At 47.6% G+C, this 20,874-nt stretch carries 6 protein-coding genes; all 6 read right to left on the bottom strand.

What is annotated here, in order from left to right; translation table 11 throughout:
- Positions 1–56: 56 nt before the first annotated feature.
- Entirely contained in the window at positions 57–4,574 is a 4,518-nt protein-coding gene (locus tag RCO25_RS11720; protein ID WP_308996327.1) for a GDSL-type esterase/lipase family protein, read from the bottom strand.
- A gap of 15 nt (positions 4,575–4,589) precedes the next feature.
- Entirely contained in the window at positions 4,590–6,389 is a 1,800-nt protein-coding gene (locus RCO25_RS11715) for a glycoside hydrolase domain-containing protein (RefSeq protein WP_308996326.1), read from the bottom strand.
- Between the two features lie 15 nt (positions 6,390–6,404).
- Complete coding sequence (locus RCO25_RS11710; protein WP_308996325.1) at positions 6,405–7,682, bottom strand: Ig-like domain-containing protein; 1,278 nt, start codon at positions 7,680–7,682, stop codon at positions 6,405–6,407.
- Between the two features lie 88 nt (positions 7,683–7,770).
- Positions 7,771–10,767: a sialidase domain-containing protein gene (locus RCO25_RS11705; RefSeq protein ID WP_308996324.1), complete on the bottom strand. Its 2,997-nt coding sequence runs from the start codon at positions 10,765–10,767 to the stop codon at positions 7,771–7,773.
- Between the two features lie 274 nt (positions 10,768–11,041).
- On the bottom strand, positions 11,042–14,953 hold the full coding sequence (locus tag RCO25_RS11700; RefSeq protein WP_308996323.1) for a glycosyl hydrolase family 95 catalytic domain-containing protein: 3,912 nt from the start codon (positions 14,951–14,953) through the stop codon (positions 11,042–11,044).
- A gap of 16 nt (positions 14,954–14,969) precedes the next feature.
- A complete protein-coding gene (locus RCO25_RS11695) occupies positions 14,970–20,849 on the bottom strand; it encodes an Ig-like domain-containing protein (RefSeq protein ID WP_308996322.1) in 5,880 nt (1,959 codons plus the stop codon).
- Positions 20,850–20,874 lie beyond the last annotated feature (25 nt).

Genomic DNA, 20,874 nt, shown 5'->3' with positions numbered 1-20,874 from the left:
TAAAAAAGAGGAGAAATGCACAAGCAAGCCCTGTGCATCTCCCTCTATAAATAGGGTTATTCGACTATTTTTCTAGCGATGGCTGATAGATCCATGAGGTCGATTTTTCCATCCTTGTTCAGATCCGCTTTCTTGCTTTGCTCCCAATCCGGGCTCGCTGCATCCTTGCCATAATGAACAGCCACAATGGCGAGATCACCGACGCTATACTTGCCGTCATTATTCAGATCACCTGATACTTCCGGTATGTTCGAAATCACTTTCACGTGAATCGAAGCCGGCTCTACATAGGTTTCCAGCCCGTTCTCATCAGCGAGAACAACTTCGGCTGCTTCGATTATGCCTGTCACTGTTGAAGATAATGCCTTCGCTTGAAAGCTGAGCTCCACGATTTGAGCATTACCATTTATGGCGTTTTCCTCTCCTTCGCTTGCGAGAATGAGACGAATTTTTCCAGGTGTGTTGGACTGCGCATTGATAAGCTGCACACCATTGATTAACGACTTGGCTGATACAAATGCCATAGCAGTCGCATCGTAATCAATCTTAATGTCCTGAGCGTACGCGGTTGTCGTCAAGTGGCTAAGTCCCATTTGAATCGCAAAGGTATCGCCGGATTTCACCTCTTCCGGCCCAATCAGTACCGCTGAATCCTTTGTGGGGGCAACTTGACTCGGAACAACCTCGATTCGATCAAGGGAAACATTGCTGCTTGCCGCACTCGCGTTCTTCTCCCCGGTTACTCTGACTTTGATCGTATGCTGGCCTTTTGCTAAAAATGGCGAAACAAAATATTCGACCTGCTCGATTCGGGCAGGCGCATACAGATCAATCCATTGTTCAGGTCCATCATCAATAGAAATAGCCGCGATGCCTTGATCCGGACCCTTCGTTCCAATCAATACGACCTGTTTGTCGCTAGACCTCATCTTAAAATAATGACCAGACGTGCTGCTCTGACTGGCCTCACCGATACTCCAGTTGCCCTCGTATTCAATTTGGCCTAGACCTGTTCCTTCTAGATCGTTTTGAACTATTTGGCGTTCTAGAATAACCGCTTGATCAATAGCAACAAATCTGTCGCTTGCCGCCATGTTTTTATTTCCCGTAACCCGAACCTTGACCGTATGCTCCCCATAAGGAAGCTCAGGCGATGTATAAAAAAACTGATTGTTACGCACAGCAGCATACAAATCGACCTCTACTTCAGTGCCTCCATCAATCGAAATGGCAGCAATGCCGTGCTTCGGATCCTTGGCTCCCATTAGTTTAATCCGCGTTCCGACAAACTTCAGCTGATAATAATCGTCTGACCTATTGCTGTAGCTGTCTGACCCGTGACCCCAGCCTGCACCGACAAATTCGAATTGCTCCAACTCCGAGCCCGTTCCCCTTCGATCATTCTCAATGGACCGAGTCCCTGCCGAGTAGGTCAATTGCAGCTTGCTGGTTAGGCTATTTGCGTCAAAAATGTCTAAATCCGCAAATATTTTTTTGGCCATTTCCAGATGGCCGTATTCATTCGGATGAATGAGGTCGTTAAGCCAGCTCTTCCAACGTGTTGCGCTCTGCTTCTCCCAATAGGCATAATGATCGATGAGTACCGAATCCTTTTCTACTGCGACCTGTCTGATAATGTCTACATAATTGACCAAATCCGCCCTAGATGCATCGCCATTTGCCGGATTCGGAGTTTGCAAAATCGGTACGGCATCGATAGCCCGAATCCGATCCACAATGCTGCGCAGATTGTTTTTAAACGTCTCACGACCCGCTAGGCCTACACCAACATCATTCATGCCAAGCATAACGGCAACGGCATCCGGGTTAAACTTGGTTACTCGCTGTTCAAACCCTGTGAGCAAATCGCCCGTCCTGTTCCCGCTGATCCCGGTATTGATCACGAGGTCCGAATCATGCCCGAGCTCCGAGCGCACTCTCTCCTGAAAATATTCCACAAAATTGCTAAGTCCATTGGTGTGCAAAGGACCGTGCGTAATGCTGTCGCCCGTAAATAACCACGTGCTTGCGAGCTTCTCGCTTAATAACCCTTTAAGCTTGCTGTAGTCCGCTAATCCTGAAGCTGGGGCTTCTGTAAGAAAGTCTTCTGCTTTATCCTCATTCTGTGCCTCGCCTCCAAACCGATAAGGGAGAACAAGCTTGCCCGTTAGACTGCTTGCATCGAATATCGCCAAGTCTTTAAAAATTTTCTTTGCTATTTCATAGTGGCCTAGCTGGTTCGGATGGATTCCATCTTGCAGCCAATCCTCCGAGCGTCCTTGCTGATCGACTTGTCGATTAGACCAATGCTCATAATGATCGATTAACACGACCTTTTTTTGCTCTGCCACTTCTCGAATAATGGCAGCATAGTTATCCAAATCCGTTTTTGAAGAGCCCGCTTTTATCGTGTTGGGCGTTTGCAAGACGGGAATCGCTTGAATGGCTCTTATTTGATCCACGATAGCTATTACATTTTGTTTAAAGGCCTCTTGTCCGGCAGCTCCGGCATCAGCATCCTTCACTCCCAGCATAACGGCGACAACGGCAGGATTAAACCTTGCTACATTTTCATTAAATGAATGTACAATCTCTGACGCTTTATTGTCCCGGCTGCCGGCGTTAATAACGAAGTCATTGAAATGTCTCAGCTCCCAGCGGACTCTTTCCTGAAAATAATCAACAAAGCTTCGTAGACCGTTCGTATACTTATTGCCCTGCGTATCGCTGTCGCCAACAAAAACCCATTTACTGGAACGATTTTCATTCAGCAGCACCTTCAATTTCTTATAATCCTCCAGAGGGACTGTTCCGACCGCTTTATCCAATTCGCTGAGCTTGAGTCGAACGGTCATAATATATGCCGCCCGCGTATCCTGAGGATCAAAGTACCCGTATGAGGTAAGCACAAATGTCCCATCGGCCAATACGACATTTCCGGCATAGCCCGTATCACCGCTCTTTACTGAAGGCGTAAAATCCTCCATCAATCGAACGCGGTACTGTCCTTCCTTGGACCCAACAAGATCGTCATAGGTGCCGACCCAGGCAACCCAATCGCCTGCTACCCAATCATTCAAGTCGGCTGCGCTTCTTCTGTTGATTTCCCTGAATGTGATAAGCAGCCTTCCTGACACAGGATCGTATTCCGCTTTATGTCTCTCTCCCATTAATGCGCCCTGCATTTCTCGCGTTGCTGTCCATGTATTCCCTTCATCATTAGAAAATGCGACCATAGCATTTGTTTTCTTATGCTGCGCTCTTGCAAGCAGTGCAAGCTGCCTGCCGTCAGGCGATCTTATCACTTCTATTTCACAAAGCCCTGCAAACTTTTCAATCGCATCATGCTCTGCTAGCAGCCTCTCGGGAAAGCTCCATTGCTCATTCCCTTGCTCATCAAAAGTCATATAGGTTTTCCAGTTGTTGTAGCTTCCGTCGTGAAAGATGCCCATCCATTTGAAATCCCAGCTGCCATCCGCTTTTTTGAGCCTTGTCAGACTCGCCATAGCTACCCATCCGAAGCGCTGTTGACCCGCAAAATAATGCGTCAATTCTGTCCAAGTTTGTCCTTCGTCCTCTGAATAGGCTGTTTTGAATCCCCCACTATCGCGGGGCAAGCCGCTTATGAGCTCTAATCTGGTTGTTCCGTCCGGCTTTTCAAGCTTATAAAGCGTAGGCGTCTCTTTGCTTTCAGCCCAGCTTGGAGGAGTAGGAAGACGCTCGCTCCATGTCAGTCCGCCATCCGTACTCTTTTTTAATAGAATAGGTCCGGTGCCGTGCCCTTTTGGATAGGTGGTATAGATGGTTTTACCGTCATTAAGCAGAACCGAATCGGGATGCCCGAGATAGACTCCGGCTTCTCTGTCCGTCAAAATTTGTCTTCCCGTCTCTGCCGCTAGATCGATAAACGGATTGGTGTAGCCTAATTGAATAGTAGAAACACTACTCAGTTCGTTGCGCTCTTCTATTGTGAGCGTTCGATTATAGATTTTCACAAAGTCGATTTCCCCGGAATAAAACCATTCGCTTCCGGTACTATCGACGTTTTTCCCTACCCACATCCCGGTAATGGATGAAATATGGGGAAAGAAGGCAGTAGATGTACTCGAACCTCGCTCGACGCCGTCCACATAGATTTTTGTCCCGGACTGGTCGACTGAATAGATGGCCGTATGCCATTTTCCATCATTGTAGGTGCCTGTGGCATTTATCTTGGTCGCATACTGGTTATTCTCGCGATTCTCAACATACACCGTGCCGTTATTCATCGTGAACGAAATGTTGCTGGACGGCTTTGTCGTATCCGAGGCGCTCAAAAAGGTTTTCGCGAGTGCCGTGCTCGTGGACTTGAATTTTACGGCAACGGAGCCTTGCGACAAAGCTGCTATCTTGCTGACATCGCCAGTCTTGTCGACAAAATCGCTGCTGCCGTTAAATGCCCGATTAATCGAATAATCTAGTATGATGCCTTCGCTTGAGGCTGCTTCCGTTGATACATTATTTAGACCAAATGAAGCTGTTATCAAGCAAAAAAGCATAACAAAAGTGATCCCTTTCCTACATACCCTATGCATCGCTAAACCTCCGATTTATACGATTTTAGAAGCGATTGCCGCAAGATCCTGAACGTCAATCTTCCCGTCATTATTGATGTCAGCGCGCTTGACAGTGTCCCAATCCGGGCTGCTTGTTGTATTGCCATAATGCGCCGCAGCGATACTAAGATCGCCAATGCTGACCTTGCCGTCTTTGTTTACATCCTCAGGGAAGCCGGAAACGATCGGCATAACTTCGACAGCGATTGTCGCAGGAGCAAGGATCGCTTCTACACCGTCTGCCGTGCTGACAGTCAGCTCATTAGCATGGATAGCGCCTTGGCTCGCTTGTTCCGCAGCATTGGCTCGAAATTTCAAATCAATGAAGAGACCATCTTTGCCAATCGCATGCTCCGCCCCTATGCTGACGATAAGCAATCGAATCTGCTCCTCGCCCTTCACGGAATGAACGATTTTAACGTTCTCAAGCGTGGATTTCGCTTCCAAAAACTCAAAACGGCTCGCATCATAACGTATCTTTACATCCTGCGCCTGCACAGGAGATGCGACATGCAGCAATCCGTATTTGACGACAAAGGATTCACCCGATTGGACTTTTGCCGGGCCATCAAGGACAGCTCCTTCTTCAAGCGGGCCTTGCTCCTTTTGGATATACCTTCTCGTTGCATCATCTAATACAGCCTTCAACCGATTTACCTCCTGCGGAATATCAACCATGCCAGGATCTTTCACACCGCCGAATGGATCAAGCGCATGGCCGACATTCTTCATTGCCCATATTCCAGCTGCCAATTCCTCACCGATTGCTGCATCTTGCTTCGTCAAATATCTGACCTTCTCAACATCTCGAATGCCTTCCTTCATTCTCTCGAAGCGCACAGAGCTTATTGCTCCCGGATAAACTTGAGCGGAGTCGCCTGACTCCCAGGTTTTGAAATCGGTAGTCTCAAACGGGTTTTCCACAAAGGAGTCGAACGCCCACCTTAAGTATCCATCGGTCTTGTGGCGCATCGTATACCACATGACCCACACGGGCTCAGCGGGATTGGAACGGGTAAAGCTATTGGGATAATGCCCCACGCAGTTATAAATCGTTGTAATTAGCCCAAGCGATCTTCTGCGCTCGGAAATATTCGATAACTGCTTGTCGTCATGCTGAACATAATGAAGGCCGACCGAAATATTTTGAATGCGATCGAGCCGCGGATCATTTAAACTGCTGTAGTTCATTGCGGCAGATACTTTAAGCTTACCGTCCGACACTTCATCAATTAAGTCAGCCGCCTTGATCAAGTCGTTTAATGATCGCTCATCATTCGCCATATAAGTGATGTCCAGCCAGCCCTTTTCCTCAAGATGAGGAACAAATGCCTGCAAGAAAGCTCGCCACATGACCGTCCACTTTGGATTGCTGATTTGAACGGTTTCAATGATGTCCTTGTTCTGTGCCTCATCGAAATATTTGATTTTGCTTGCCCAAGAAACCATACTGTAAGCATCAATTTGCTTATCAATACCTAACTCCATCATAAATTGAACCCATTTGTCGAATATGTCAAAATTAAATGCATAGCTGCCGTCCGCTTTCTTCGTCCATTTCACCATGCTGTCATATCGGTCATACGTTTGTGAATTCCATGGATCATACGTCACCGTAGTGGTAATGACCTTCTGGCCGGCCTCGGCCAGCATCTTGTAATGCGGCTTCATCGCGTCAAAATGCGCCTTCGTCCAAAGCTGGTCTGCTGAAATGTGGTTGATCCTTGCAACCGCATACGGGTTTTGCCATAAATCAAGCGCAAACTCCCAGTCCTTTACTTCCGGCAAAGTCAAGTCGAGCACTTCTAATTAAAGGGTGAAGGCTACATTTTCGCCAGATGCTGCTTGCACCGTCATTTGTCCCGTATATTGTCCCGCAGCAGCATCTCTAGGCACATCAATCGAAACCCATATCGGCTGAACGCTGAACTTTTCCATGCTGACAGGTTCCGCCGAATCAAGAATATCCGGTATCAGCTCCTGCGGCTTTCCTTGCGAAGGATTGCCTCGCGCCGCTTTTGTCGTTTTGACAAAATGAGCGGTAAGATGAGAAGCGTCTATTTTATTGTTTTTATGATCGACAAGGCTTCCTATCGTCAATGAAACCTGTTCCTGCACCTTGCTCGTTGTCCATAAAACAAGCTGCGCGCTTGCGCGATCGCCCTTCCATGCGCTGCCTTTCCAAGCTTTATCCGTCAATTGTGATAGTTCCTCATAGTCAACTCGTTTATAGTCGTCAAACAAGTTCGCTTTGACATAATGCATATCGGTCGTCCCTACTGCCCCCTTCAAAAAATGCGAGCCCGCTTTGATTTGAATCTCCCGCATCGCTCGGAATCCCCCATCTAAACTAGCAGCTGTAACGGTCACATTGCCTGCATTTTCCGCCGTCAATCTGCCTTGTTCATCAATTTGAGCTATACTCGCATTGCTTGATGACCATACTACACTCTTATTCGTTGCGTTTGCCGGCAATACAGAGGCACGAAGCTGAACAACTGAACCCTCCTCAATAACGAGAGGCTCAGCGTCCATTTCAATCCCCGTTGCATGTACGACCTGCTTTGTCACCTCTGCATAATCGATTTGCATATCCGGCGCTGTCCCTGTTTTTTTGCCGGTTGCTTTGACCTTCACAATATGCTCGCCACTAGCCAAAGCCCCGCTATCGAAGATCACCTGATTAAATGTTCTGTTCGCAGAATACGCATCTACCTCGGTTGCTTCTCCTCCGTCAACGGAGACAGCATATATGCCATGTCTCGGCCCTGTGATCCCATAAAGCATGATTCGCTCCCCTACGAACTTTACCGTAAAATACACATCGTTCGGGTCACTCCAGTTAGCGGCGTTAGACCAATGCTCATCACCGTTATGAAGACCGCTGATACCTGTACTGACTCCCCATGGACCAAAGTATTTGAACTGATTAATCCCGTCGCCGATTTCAAAATCATTGATAATAAATGACATAGACTCCTCATTCGAAGCAGCTTTAGCCTGCTCGGTCTGCGCTAGATTTGGCAACATCAGAGATAACAATAAACACCATATAAATAATTTGGGCAAAAAGGATTTTTTCCGCATGATTGATAAAAGCCTCCCCTAACAAAGCATCATTGAACGTACAAGCCGGATAAAGAAAAGGGTAGGCGTTATGCCTACCCCTGTGACTTTATTCTAAGATGATTTTGGCAACGGCTGCGAGATCCTCAATATCGATTTTTTTGTCTTTATTGATATCCGCGTGTTTGGCTTCCTCCCAATCCGGACTTGTTGAATCCTTGCCGTACTGGGCGGCTACAATGCCAAGATCGCCAACGCTTACCTTGCCATCGCCATTGATATCTCCAGCTATTCCTGTTGCAGCAGGAGTCACTTCGATGCTAATCGACGATGGAGCAGCTTCTGTTTCCGCTCCGAGCTCATCCCCGAGTACAGCGGTCGAGACTTCGATTGTACCCGCAGCCGCTTCGGTCACATCCTTCGCCTTAAAGCTGAGCTCTAGCAATTTCGCATCACCAGTTACTCCATGATCGGCACCAGCACTAGCCAATATGAAGCGAATTTTGCCCGGCTCGCTTGTAATCGTTTCTATTAATTGAATACCGTCAATTAAAGATATTACAGACGTATATTCCATGACAGCAGCGTCGTATAGCACCGTAATGTCTTGCGCGTATACGCTTTGCGTTACATTTTTCAAACCTAATTGAATGTTGAATGCTTCACCAGATAAGGCTGCGCTTACCCCCGTTAGCTCAGTCGAAGCACCCTGCACTTCAAATGAGCCTGAGACGACTTGCGTTTCCAGCTTATTCTCAACCGCTTGCGTATTAAGCGCATTTCCATATGCATTGTAGGCTTTGAGATTAGCATCAAACGCTGCCTTCAACGTATAAGAGCCGGGCGCAAGCTCAGGGAATTCCGTTTCAAAGATAAATTCCGTGCCTGAGCCATTTTGGCTTGCCAATTGGAACACGACCGCCTTATCGCCGATTGTGCCTTTTAAGCTTTTGTCGCCGCTAAGCATCATATAATGATTAAATACTGCTTTAATCCGCAGCTTATCGTTTGCCGCATATCCGTCTGGCTTAGGCGCATCAATCGCAATAGCATTTAGCTTCGCTTCAGGACTGCTTCCTTGACGCTGCCATTTCAAATATTTTTCATTAAATTTGATAAAGCTCATTTGCTCGCTTCCGGTACCTTCATAGAATAGTCCAATTTCACCATTTGCTAGATTCGCTAGACTCGAATACGCATAATGACCCTCCTTCACCAGCTGCGAATATTTCCAATCGAACTCATATTTCGTTCTGCCATTCGAGTGCTTTCCGTTTTCAACGATCAAGCCCGCTTTGACCGTACCGTTGATTCGGCTTGACGAGCTTCCAGGGCTGGCAAAAATAACAGCTTCCTTCCCATCAATTTGTCCGTCATAGCGAATAGCCGTCATTTGACAGTAAGCCGCTGGCAGGCCGCGTTCGGTCACAACCTCCGAATCCCATGTTTCACCACCGTCAAAGCTTGTCGCAATTTGGGCAAAGCCCGAATAATTCCGCATGAACAGCTTCAGCTGGCCGTCCGGCATTTCAACAACCTGTGATTCTGTAAGCTCATTGCCTGTAAAAGTTCTTTCATTTAAAGTAACGCCGTTCACAATACGCCCTTCATTAGGCGATTCGCCGCGATGCCATGTAGCGCCATGATCATCGCTATAGATGACTGCGCTTGCTTGCGCGCTATTCTCATTCGTGAAGTAAACAGGAAAAACAAGTCTTCCCGCTTTATCCCCTTCAGTCAACTGAATGCCTGTTCCCGGTCCGGCTCCGAGGAAAGCCATCCACTCCTCTTTCATCCCCGGATTCATATCCACCGGACCTTCCCACGTTAGACCCTCATCATCACTGTGCCAAAGCTCAAGATAAGAAGTTCGAATCGGCTTTAAAGGCGAAGCTGGCAGGAAAATATGGCTTACCTTGACATCGTTGTTATACAAGTTTCGCTTCTGATCTACCTTGTACGTTGTTTTAACGTTTGAGCTGTCATACACCTCGCCATTTTCTCTTACGGTGTACTCGTTATTGCTTTGATCCTTAAGTATCAAATATTGCTTTCCATTTACCGTCTTAAAGCCGCTGCCTTTCACCGAGGTCGGATACCCTCCGCCATCGGGAAAGCCGAGAACCAGAGAAAAGATTCTTTTCGTTTCACGATCCTGCAGCAAAGCTTGATCAATATTGGATGCGTTTCCAGGATAGTCGTTAATGAGAACCCCGTTAGCTTCCCACGTCTTCCCATTGTCCAAGCTTCTTCTTACGAGCATATCGATGTTTGCCGGGGAATCACCGCCATGATTAATCCGTTTGTCGATACCTGCTAATAGCGTTCCGTCTTCCGTTTGCAGAAGCGCTGGAATACGGTATGCGTTAGAGCCGTATTGGCCTGGATAATAGACCGAGTACGGATCTGTAATCAAGGCACCCTCAGGCAAAGGGTTTTGAACCGGAGTTGTATTCGTTACTCCTGTAATGGCAAGGAGCTCCTGGTCGGCAATCGGTTTGCTGTACACCTCTGCAAAATCAATCTCGCCGTTAAATGCGTATTGATTGGAGCCAGCGGGTCTTTCCGTACGCCCCAATTGCGCGCTATTGGGCTCAAAAACATTGCTCATAAACTTTCTTGCCGATGTCGTGTCCGTTTTAACGAGCTTTCCATCAAGGAAATATTTATAACCCTGATTTTTGTCTACGACCAATGCCACCGTATGAACCTCATTCTGCTTCACGGCAATATCAGCTTTGACATGCGTATTGGATGCTGTCTGACCCGGCGCGTCTAAACGGTTTTCACTGCCAATGGCTGCCGGGGTAATGTAAAGATGAAAATGTCCGTTAGCCTTAGTACTATTGCTAAGCGAGAATAAAGACATAATCGAGGTGCCTGTATAACGAAATCTAACGATAATCGTTCCTTCCTCCAGCCCTTTCAGCGCATCCACTTTATCGTTCAGATTTGTATAGTTATTGTTGTAGATTTGCTGATTTTCTGCACGAAATACTAAGCTTGGATCAGGTGTCTCCAAGGGTTGTTCATTGGCCATTATCGTCGCAGGAAGCATGGTGAACATCAGGATCAATGCAAGAATGGCAGATGCAGCTCTTTTCAATGGATACAGCTCCTTTAAACCATATTTGAGTATCTCCTTACTACAAACTTAAAATCACCGTCCCTTAATCACTTATTTCGCATACCAGATCACTGCCTCCTATCTCTAGTTGCTTCAAATACCAGTTGTTACTTTATTTTATAGACTTTGTAAACATATCTAAATGATGTCTTTTGTTGTCACATTGATATTTATTGCTCTCATTTGCATTTCTTCTTTAATAGAAGGGGGAGCGCATGCTAATAGCTCATGCATCTCCCCCGTTTTGAAAATGTTATTCCAGCATTTTTCTAGCGACAGCTGCAAGATCTATGAGATCGATTGTGTCATCTCCATTGATGTCAGCATGCTTGATTTGAGCCCAGTCTGGACTAGATGAATTTTTACCATAATGCTTAGCAATAATGCCAAGATCCCCGATGCTAACTTTACCGTCGCCGTTAACATCCTCAGAATTCCCTTTCACTTCCGGCGTAACCTCGATCTCCATAGAGGCAAGACCTACGCTCGACTCGCTTCCCTCTGCATCCCCAAGCTCTGCAGCGGTAATCGCAACGTTTCCTACAGCAGTTTGGGATGTTTCCTTTGCACTAAAAACAATATCCAGCACCTTTGCATCACCAGTCACAGCATGACCAGCACCGACACTAGCTAGAATGAGCCGCAGAACGCCGGGCGAGCTGTGCTTCGACTCCAGCAGCTGGACGCCGTCCTTAACTGCTTCTGCAGATACAAAATCGAATCGATCTGCATCATAGCTGAGCCTAAAATCTTGCGCATAAACGGACTTCGTAACGCTTTTAAGGCCAACGCCTACAGTGAACGTTTTTCCGCTAGCAATGGACGTTGGTCCCGTTAGTTCTGTTGCCGGAAGCTCCGCTTCTTCGTCAAATGGGAGATACTCGAAGGCGTCAATCATGCCTATCGTATTAGATGAGGCGTTGTTTTTCGTTCCATTCACCACGACTTTTATCGTATGTGTCCCTTTGGACAAACCAGCCTTTTGAAATAGAATTTGCTGCTTGGAAGTAGCGGTCCCGTAGCCATCAATATTTTCAGCCGCTAATTCACCATCGATATAAACATTAATTAAACCATGGTTCGTTTGACGCGCGCTTATCAGCTTAATCTCTGTGCCTGCGAACGTAAATTCTGCATAGCTGCCTGCTGTGCTGCTAAAGGATTCCGTACCTTTATAATCGCCCGAATCATTGTAAGGTCCCCATGTCCCTGAATACACAATCGATGGGTCGCGATCATCTACTTTGATCGGCAAGACCGGAGGCTTCACATGCGATATGAAGCGGTATTGCTGCCCTGCTTCTGTGCCGAATGATACGACACCGTCTTTCATGATGTACTTCACCGTTTTATTGTCTGAAGCACGAACGATATCAAAGGAGCCTTGCTGAACAAAATCTTTATACTTCACTTTTGCTTCGTTCCCTTGTTTGGATGTAAGAGTTGCTTCCTTCAACACTGTGCCTTTCCATGTCATCGCTACCTCAAAGCCGCCCCTTGCGACTAAGCCCTTCACGCTTCCCGCCTCCCAGGCGGAAGGTATAGCCGGCAACAGGTCAATCGTTCCGGTATGGCTTTGCAGCAGCATTTCCGCTATGCCCGATGTCGCGCCAAAGTTTCCGTCGATTTGGAAAGGAGGATGCGTGTCAAATAGATTTGGCAAGGTGCTGCCTTTCAACTGCTCGCCAAGCAGCTTATGCGCACGGTCACCATCTTGCAGACGCGCCCATAAATTGATTTTGTTCGCCTTGCTCCAGCCTGTTCCGCCATCGCCGCGAGCATTCAAAGTCACCTTTGCCGCTGCAAACAAATCAGGCGTATCCACTTTATTAATGAGCGTGCCCGGATATAAGCCGATCAAATGCGAGATATGACGGTGCTGGTCGTTTGGATTGTCGATATCATTTTTCCATTCCTGCACTTGCCCCCAGTTTCCGACCTTCGGCAGCCACAACTTGTTCCGCTTCTCAATAGCTTCCAATCGCAAGTCATCATCCAAGCCTAATAGCTCGCTTGCTTCAATAAATTGCGTGAACAAGCCCCAGATAAGCTCTTGGTCGTAGGATACGCCGATTGCTACATCACCTTGCTCAGGAGAATAGGAGGGGGACGACACCAAGCTTCCATCCGAATCCTCTACCAAATATTCCAGCCAAAATTGCGTTGTTTCTTTAATAATGTCATACAATTGGCCTTTTAATAGATCGGTATCGCCGCTGAAAGCATAACGATCCCACACCTGCTGAACCATAAAGGCATTAGCTGCTGGCGACCATCCCCAATAAAAATCAGAGCCTGGAGCGGTATAGCCAAATGGATTGTTAACGGTATGAATGGCCCAGCCCTCTCCTTGAATACCATGCTGTTTTTTCGCCGTTACACGTCCCGGTTCACGCAGCGAATCAATGTAATCGATATAAGGAATATCCGTCTCTGCTAGGTTAACAACCTCAGATGGCCAATAGTTCATTTGCACATTAATGTTCGTATGATAATCGCTATTCCAAGGCGGATTGTTCACCTGATTCCACACGCCCTGCAAGTTTGCCGGAAGCGAGCCTTCCCGCGACGATGCAATCAGTAGATAGCGCCCATATTGGAAGAAAAGAGCCTCCAGACTTCTTTTCTCGCTCTCCGATGCGTTCGTTTTATATTTATTCAACAGCTCATCGGTAGACATTTCAGGCGTTCCACCGTTTAAATCAAGCGATACACGATCAAACAGCTCCTTGTAATCCGCGAGATGAGATGCGCGCAGCTGCTCATACGTTTTAGCTGCCGCTGCACTCATATTTGCTTCAACCTTCGCCTTAGGCGTTATATCGCTCTTGTAGGTTGGGAAGTTATTTGCGTAATCCGTAGCTGCAGTTAGCAATATAGTGACTGCGTTTGCCCCGTCTACTTTAATTTTCCCTCCGCTTGCTGTAACCGTTCCGCCCTCGTTTTTCACTTTAAGCTGAGCTTCATAGCCCATCTTGTTGCTAGGCACCAACCCTTTTAAAACTAAGGTGTCATTCCCTGAAGCCGTAACGGAATTGGAAGGCTGCGCGCCTGTAACGCGCACGTCAAAGCTGAGCGGATGGTTCCCTTCCGTCGTCAGCCTCATAACCATCACCTTGTCCGGATAGCTGAGAAAATACTCTCGCTTATACTGCACGTCATTTTGCTTGTAGGATACGCTTGCCGTCGCGTTCTGAATATCCAGCTCACGGCGGTAATCGTCTACATTGTTTGGTACTCCCACTCCGTCGTTCATCTTAAGCTCAGACAGTTGAATTTGCGTTCCGCCCTTGCTTACAAGATCAAATTTATAGTACACATAAGGCTGACTATTCGTAAACGTGTACGATTTCGTTTGCTTGCGGCTTGCAAATTCTTCATTGGTCCTTGTATCCAGTACCGTCCATTGCACGCCGTCATTCGAGCCTTTTAGCGTCCAGTTTTTCGGGTCGCGATTGGCTACATCATTCGCTGATGTAAATGAATAACTGGCGATCACCTTCGCCTCGCTGTACTGCCATTGAATCCAAAATGGCGGCTGGCCGTCACCGGAATACCATTTCGTATCGACGGACCCATCCGTAAGCTTCTCAATCCCTTCGCCGTAAGCCGGATTGGACGAGCTCGCTGTCACGGTAAAAGTCGCCTGCTTGTTGAAGTCCAGAAATACATCACCGAATGCTTGATAAGCTCCAAAGGATGAATCATTAGCGCCCATGTTGCCCGTAATGCGGCCCACCAGCGCTTTGGCCTCGTTAATCTTCCCCTCCTTCAGTAATGTTCGAATCGTCTCCACATGCGTTTGAGCGCCTTCTTTTATCCCGTATTGATAATTCGGGTCCGCACCGGGACCGCCGCTCCACAACGTCTTTTCATTAAATTGAATGCGCTCCTGATCAACGCCTCCGAAAACCATTCCGCCCATATGTCCGTTGCCGATCGGCAGCGCCTGCGTCTCCCAGCTAGCAGTCGGCTGGCGGTACCAGAGCGACAGATCATTCTCCGAGGGCGAAGCTGCTACCGCTCGTGCTGCGGCATCCGCAGAAACCTTCATTCCCAGCCCCCCCGATGTCGGTACGATATAGCTTGCAATAATGGAATAAGTCATCATTACCGATAATAAAAGTGCTGTTTTGGCTGCTATCCTATTTATTCCAATACTCATTTCATTAAATCCCCTCTCATGAGTCATATAGAGCAATTTTTGTTGCAATAGCTGCAAGATCCTCAATGCCGATCTTGCCGTCGCCATTGATATCCGCGCGCTTAACCTGCGCCCAATCCGGGCTTGTCGAATCCTTGCCATAATGAACCGCTGCGATACTCAGATCGCCGATGCTCACTTTACCATCTCCATTCACATCCGGGTTAGACGGAAGGCTGATCGGAGCAATATCGATGGTAAGGGAAGTGTGCGCAGCATTTGTTTCTATGCCCTCCGAATCGCTTACGATCGCCTGCGTCGTTTCGATTTTACCGGAAGCCGGCTGCTCGGTTGCCCTCGCCCGCCAAGTCATCTCGATGATTGCGCCATCCGAACGAATCGCATGCTCTGCCCCTTCGCTGACCACGATCAACCGTAACTGACCAGAGGTTCCTGACACGGTTTCGATCAATTTAACATGTTCCAGCTTGGAGTCTGCCTTAACGAATTCGAATCTGTCGGCATCATAACGAACGATGATGTCCTGCGCTTGCACCGGAGCCGTAACATGCTGTAAACCTAAATCAACCGTAAAGGTTTGCATCGATTGCACCGCTCCCGATCCGTTTAGCTTCATGCTCAAGGGCTGCGGCGTTCCATCATCCTCGATGCTAAAATGAATGTTATAAACGGTTGTTCGCTTGCCATCCTCCGATTTCACAATCACCTTCGCGGTAGACGGAGCCGAAACAACCGGCACGATCGTAACGCTTGAATTCCCCTCACCCTTTGCTGTAATTTGAGGAATGTCAGATCCGCTGCTAATAAGGGCGCTGTATTCATAATTTCCGCTAGTCTGCACAAACCCGTCAATTATGCTTTTGCCGTCTAGCTGAATATCGGAAACGCTCGGCTCGCTATTCGCCGATGGACGCTTCGATACGATTTTCAGCTCGGTAATGGCTAAGCTTTTACCTGTCTGAGCGGTCATATCCACCCTCAACGCCGACGTCTTAATACGATCGAAGGTGTAGTTGTTCGCTTTGTTCAATGATGGCGTCGAAGGCTCGCTCCTTAAATGAGTAACATCAACCCAGCTGTCGCCGGATTTATATTGGATCTTGAAACTAGCCGGATAAGATGTGCCGCTATCTGCGAACCAATGAATCTCCATGTTGTCCACATCGTATTCGGTAGGCTCGAAGTCACCAAAGGTGATCGATACCCAGTCGCCGGAACGCGGTACGCTTTGCCAGTTCGTCCAACGATTATGAGGCTCTGCCGAGTAAGAGATGACATCATCATTAATCGCTTCGATTCTGTCAGACGATCCAGCTCCTCTGTTCGTGAAAGAAGCTTCTGCTTTCGGGTATTCGTAACCATTTTTCGCTCTGCTAATATTTTGCTGCTCACCAACTTGGTCGGTTACTCTAATGCTCGCCTTCGCTTTAAGCTCAATGCCTTCTACATGGCCTTCAAGCTTAAAAATTCCAACCGATTCTAAGCTGCCTGCCAAAATATCTGCCCATACAACCGCCATCTGCTCTGTCGTGCCGTCACTGAAATAGACGGTTAACGTTGCCGGCAAATTAGGTTTTTGACTACGCAATGCCGCTTTGGAAACTTGCTCGACAGCAACAGCACCCTTGACGATGACCTTGGCCTGAGCCTTGATATTCGTCCCTGCAACTACGCCCAGCACGCCAAACTCGCCTAGCTTCGCGTATTGAGCAGGTGCAATATCCCCCCATGTAACGTTGACGTTTTGAGGGAGTCCCGTTTTAAAATGAGCAACAACCGTTTCAGGAAGAACAGGAGCGATGCCCCGATCTACGATAACCGTAACCGGCTCCAAGCTCTCAATTACTTTCTCTGCCGTATTTTTAGCAATCGTAATCAACAGCTCCGGCGTCGTTACTGTAGAGCCCTTGTACGTTGCTGTTGCCGTAACCCTTACCTCTCCTTCACGCAGCGCATAGAGCTTGCCATTTTCAATCTTGACAATATTAGGGTCAAAAGCAAACGTTGGGTTTAATCCGGTTAAATCAACCCCATCTCCATTTTCAAGCAGCCCGCTAACCTTCAAGTCAATCACATCGTCCGCAATAATAGCGGTTTTCTCTACTTCCAGCTTTGCAGAAATCAGCTTAGCCTCTTCCATCCATGTACGGATGACATATTCGGAGCTTACAAGTCCGTTCTCCGAGGTTACGTAAATTTTAGCTATTCCAGGGAAAGAAAGTGCTGGCAGTATGGTTACTGTTGCATGATCCGCACCAACAGCTTCCACTACCGGAAGCTCACTTCCGTAAGGCAAAGCAAGCTCATAATCATGCTTCGTGGCACTAAAGTCCGCTAAAGCTTCGCCATTGACGGTAATCCCGCTAAGATTAGCGGTCGCACCCATCGCAATCTGATCCGCATAAATTTCAACCTCCGTCAACGCCACATACTTGCCGGCTTGCGAAGGAGTCATATGAAATTTCAGCTTGCTCGTCGTTACGGAATCAAATCGGATCACGTTCTTCTGAACGACATAAGGCGACGGGTTCGTTTGATTTTTCACATCTGCCCATGCCGTGCCATTCCAATATTGCACCGTTACCGTACCGGGCACTACCGTCCCGGAATCCGTAAATACGAACAAATCTAATTCGTTTACAGAGTAGGCCTTCCCAAAATCGACCGTAATAGAATCGCCCTCATTACGGGGCGTTCGGGTCCAATTGGTCCAACGATTTACTGGATTGTCGTTATAGCTCTTAATTCCGTCGTTAATATGAGCCAAATTATCGGCCGGATTCGTGAAAGTGGCTTCGAGCTGCGGAAATAACGAGCCTTCCTTGCGCAGCATTATATTCGCCTGCTGGCTTTCGCTTGTCACTCTAATCGCCGCTTTTGCACGAATGGCCGTTTCGCTTACATTTCCCTCAACGATAAAACTGCCCGCCTGATTTACTTTGTCTGCAGGTATTGCATCCCAGTTGACAGGAACATTCTTCACAGAATCATCGCTGTAGAGCAAGCTGACTTGCGATGGCAAATCAGGAAGCACGCCAACTTTTGTCACAATTGCAACGGGTTTTACAGCAACAATGCCCATAACTGTCACATTAGCGACTGCTTTTTCCGTAATGCCTTCCACCGTACCTTCAATCGCAAACTTACCGATTTTAGCGTAAAGGGATGGATCAACCGCTGCCCAACTCACTTTTTTGGCGGAGACCGATGAATTGCTGTAATAAACATTGACCGTTGCTGGCAATACAGGTTGTTCATTCAGGCCGGTAGTCACATGAATTCCTTCGATTCCAGCCACCATCAGTTGATCGTCCTCGGGGATCGGCACAGTAAACACCGTAGTCGAAGCTCCGAGAAGTCCAGAGGAAGCTGCGGTCAATGTGATTTCGCCTGCCTGATTATCCGATTGGATAATAGCCAATGCTTTGCCGCTGAACGCCTTCCGTTTATTGTCCTTGAATCTCTCGACGCTGGCCGCATTGCCATTATCTACACCAGCTAGCTTGCCGCCTCCTGATAAGGTGAAGTTTACGAGATTGTCAGCGGTAGGCACGATGATCCCTTTGCTGTCAACAACATCTACCGTTATGAAGGACAAATCGCTGCCGTCCGCCGTGATCACATGACGATCAGCTGTCAGCTTCAAGGCAGCCGGAACGCCCGCAGTTACAACTTTATCTCTTGCAATAATCTTGCCCGCTTCGTCTTTGGCAACCGCTTCCAACGTACCCGCTTGGAAAGGCACCGCCCACTCCAAATACGTCTTTCCTTCCACAGTTTCTTTATAAGGGGCTCCCCATGAGGTGGTCTTGTTCACATAGCTTCGCTCGCCCAGCGACTTGCCACCAAGCAGCAGTTCTACCTTATGAGCGTTCGAATAAGCTAGTACCCGAACCGTTTGCCCTTCTGTCCAATTCCAATGAGGCAGAAGATGCACCATTGGCTCTGCCTTCCATTGACTTTGGTAATAGTAGAAAATATCTTTCGGAAATCCAGCCGTATCCACTGCGCCGAAATAAGAGCTTTTGGCCGGAAATGCGTTGTAATAAGGTGTCGGCTCGCCGATATAGTCAAATCCTGTCCATATAAACTGTCCGGCGATATGCTTCAAATCTCTGTCCCATTTCCAAGCATCCTCCGCCGTACGTCCCCAGCCCACATAATCGTTGTCATAGGAGGATTGCTGCATATCCGCATATTTCGTGCTCTGATTATAAGCGTACGGATGTGTGTATACCCCTCTCGAGCGTGTTGCAGACGAGGTTTCAGCGCCATAAATTTTCCAGCTTGGGTTTTGCGCATGATAGCCGGCATAATTATTTTCACTGTAGTTCAGTCCGACAACGTCCACCGCATCCAAAATTTCCTTAACGAAGCTATTGATCGGCGTGACATTTACCTTGTCGCCTCTCGTTTTGTCTTCGCCGATTGTTGTTGGACGGGTCGTATCGACCTCCTTCACCCAACGAACAAGATTGCGGGCAGTAGATACCCCGTTTGCATTGGTCGTATCATAAATTTCATTGCCTAATGACCACATGATGATAGACGGTTCATTCTTTCCTCTATCTACCATTTCCTTAACGTCATGCTCTGCCCATGAAGAAAAAAATCTACTGTAGTCATACGTCTTTTTCGACTGATTCCAAGCGTCAAAAGCTTCCTCGATCACAAGCAGCCCCAATTGGTTGGCAGCTTCCAGCAGCTCAGGCGAGGCTGGGTTGTGAGTAACCCTAATGGCGTTCACACCCATATCCTTCATGATTTGCATTTGCCTCTCTACAGCGCGAGCATTCGTTGCGGCTCCAAGGGCACCAAGATCATGATGCATAGATGCTCCATGCAGCTTCATGTATTTTCCGTTTAAGGAGAAGCCTTCATTGTTATCCAGCTTAAAATATCTGGCGCCAAAGCGAGTTTGATAGGTATCTACAAGCTGTTCATCAACGAAAACTTCGGATTGAAGCGTGTACCTGTATGGGTTATCGATGCTCCACAGCGTCGGATGCTCAATGACCGCCTTATCCTCGAAGAGAGTAACCTTACCGCTTGCAGCTGTTGCCGGGTTCGATTCGACTGTCGATACCGCCGTCCCATCAGCTGCATAAATCGTTGATTTTACTTTTACCTGTGCCGGCTTGCCTGAATCATTGTTAACTTTTGTCTGAATCTTTACATCTGCTCTGCCCTCGGCGTAGTCGGCTTCTAAATTTGGCGTAGTCACGAAGGTGCCATATCTAGCCACATGAACGGGGTTCGTAACGGTTAAATATACATTTCTGTAAATCCCGCTGCCCGAATACCAGCGGCTGCTTGGCTGGGTGTTATTCACCTTCACCGCAATTACATTCTCTCTGCCATCCGTGTACAGTTTATCGGTAATATCATAGGAAAAAGCATTATAGCCATAAGGGTATGTACCTATCTGCTGCCCGTTTAAATAAGTGGTGCTGTTCATATACACGCCGTCAAAATCAATCGAAATACGCTTTCCTGCCATTGATGATGGGATCGTAAAGGCTTTGCGGTACCAACCGATTCCGCCGTCCAGAAATCCCCCTTCATGGGTCGCGGGCGAATTCGCGTTAAAATCAAGCTCGATGCTCCAGTCGTGAGGTAAATTAAGCTGCCGCCACGAAGAATCATCAAAGCCCGGTGCCTGTGCTCCTACGATACTGCCGCTAGTTTCTCTTTGAAAAAGCCAGTCGTCGTTAAAGTTCATTCGCCGTTCTGACTCGAAGTCAGTGCTGCTGTCGGTGCTATCAACTACCGGTAGAACCGTCATTGCAGGATCTCCCGCTGCCCGGGCAAAAGCCGGAAGCGTAAAGCTGGTAACTAGCATAGCTGTCATCAAGCAAAAAGCTAACCCTTTTTGTAACCATCGATTAGGCCTCATATGATTTCCTCTCCAATTCAAATAA

This window comes from Paenibacillus sp. LHD-38, from assembly GCF_031157315.1.
Lineage (GTDB): Bacteria > Bacillota > Bacilli > Paenibacillales > Paenibacillaceae > Pristimantibacillus.
Note: the sequence above shows the minus strand (reverse complement) of the source record. Positions and strands in the feature narration are given on the sequence as shown.

What these genes read in the sequence shown, in the direction of transcription:
- RCO25_RS11720 (WP_308996327.1), bottom strand. Translation starts at nt 4,574, where the DNA reads ATGCATAGGGTATGTAGGAAAGGGATCACTTTTGTTATGCTTTTTTGC.
- RCO25_RS11710 (WP_308996325.1), bottom strand. Translation starts at nt 7,682, where the DNA reads ATGCGGAAAAAATCCTTTTTGCCCAAATTATTTATATGGTGTTTATTG.
- RCO25_RS11700 (WP_308996323.1), bottom strand. Translation starts at nt 14,953, where the DNA reads ATGAGTATTGGAATAAATAGGATAGCAGCCAAAACAGCACTTTTATTA.
- RCO25_RS11695 (WP_308996322.1), bottom strand. Translation starts at nt 20,849, where the DNA reads ATGAGGCCTAATCGATGGTTACAAAAAGGGTTAGCTTTTTGCTTGATG.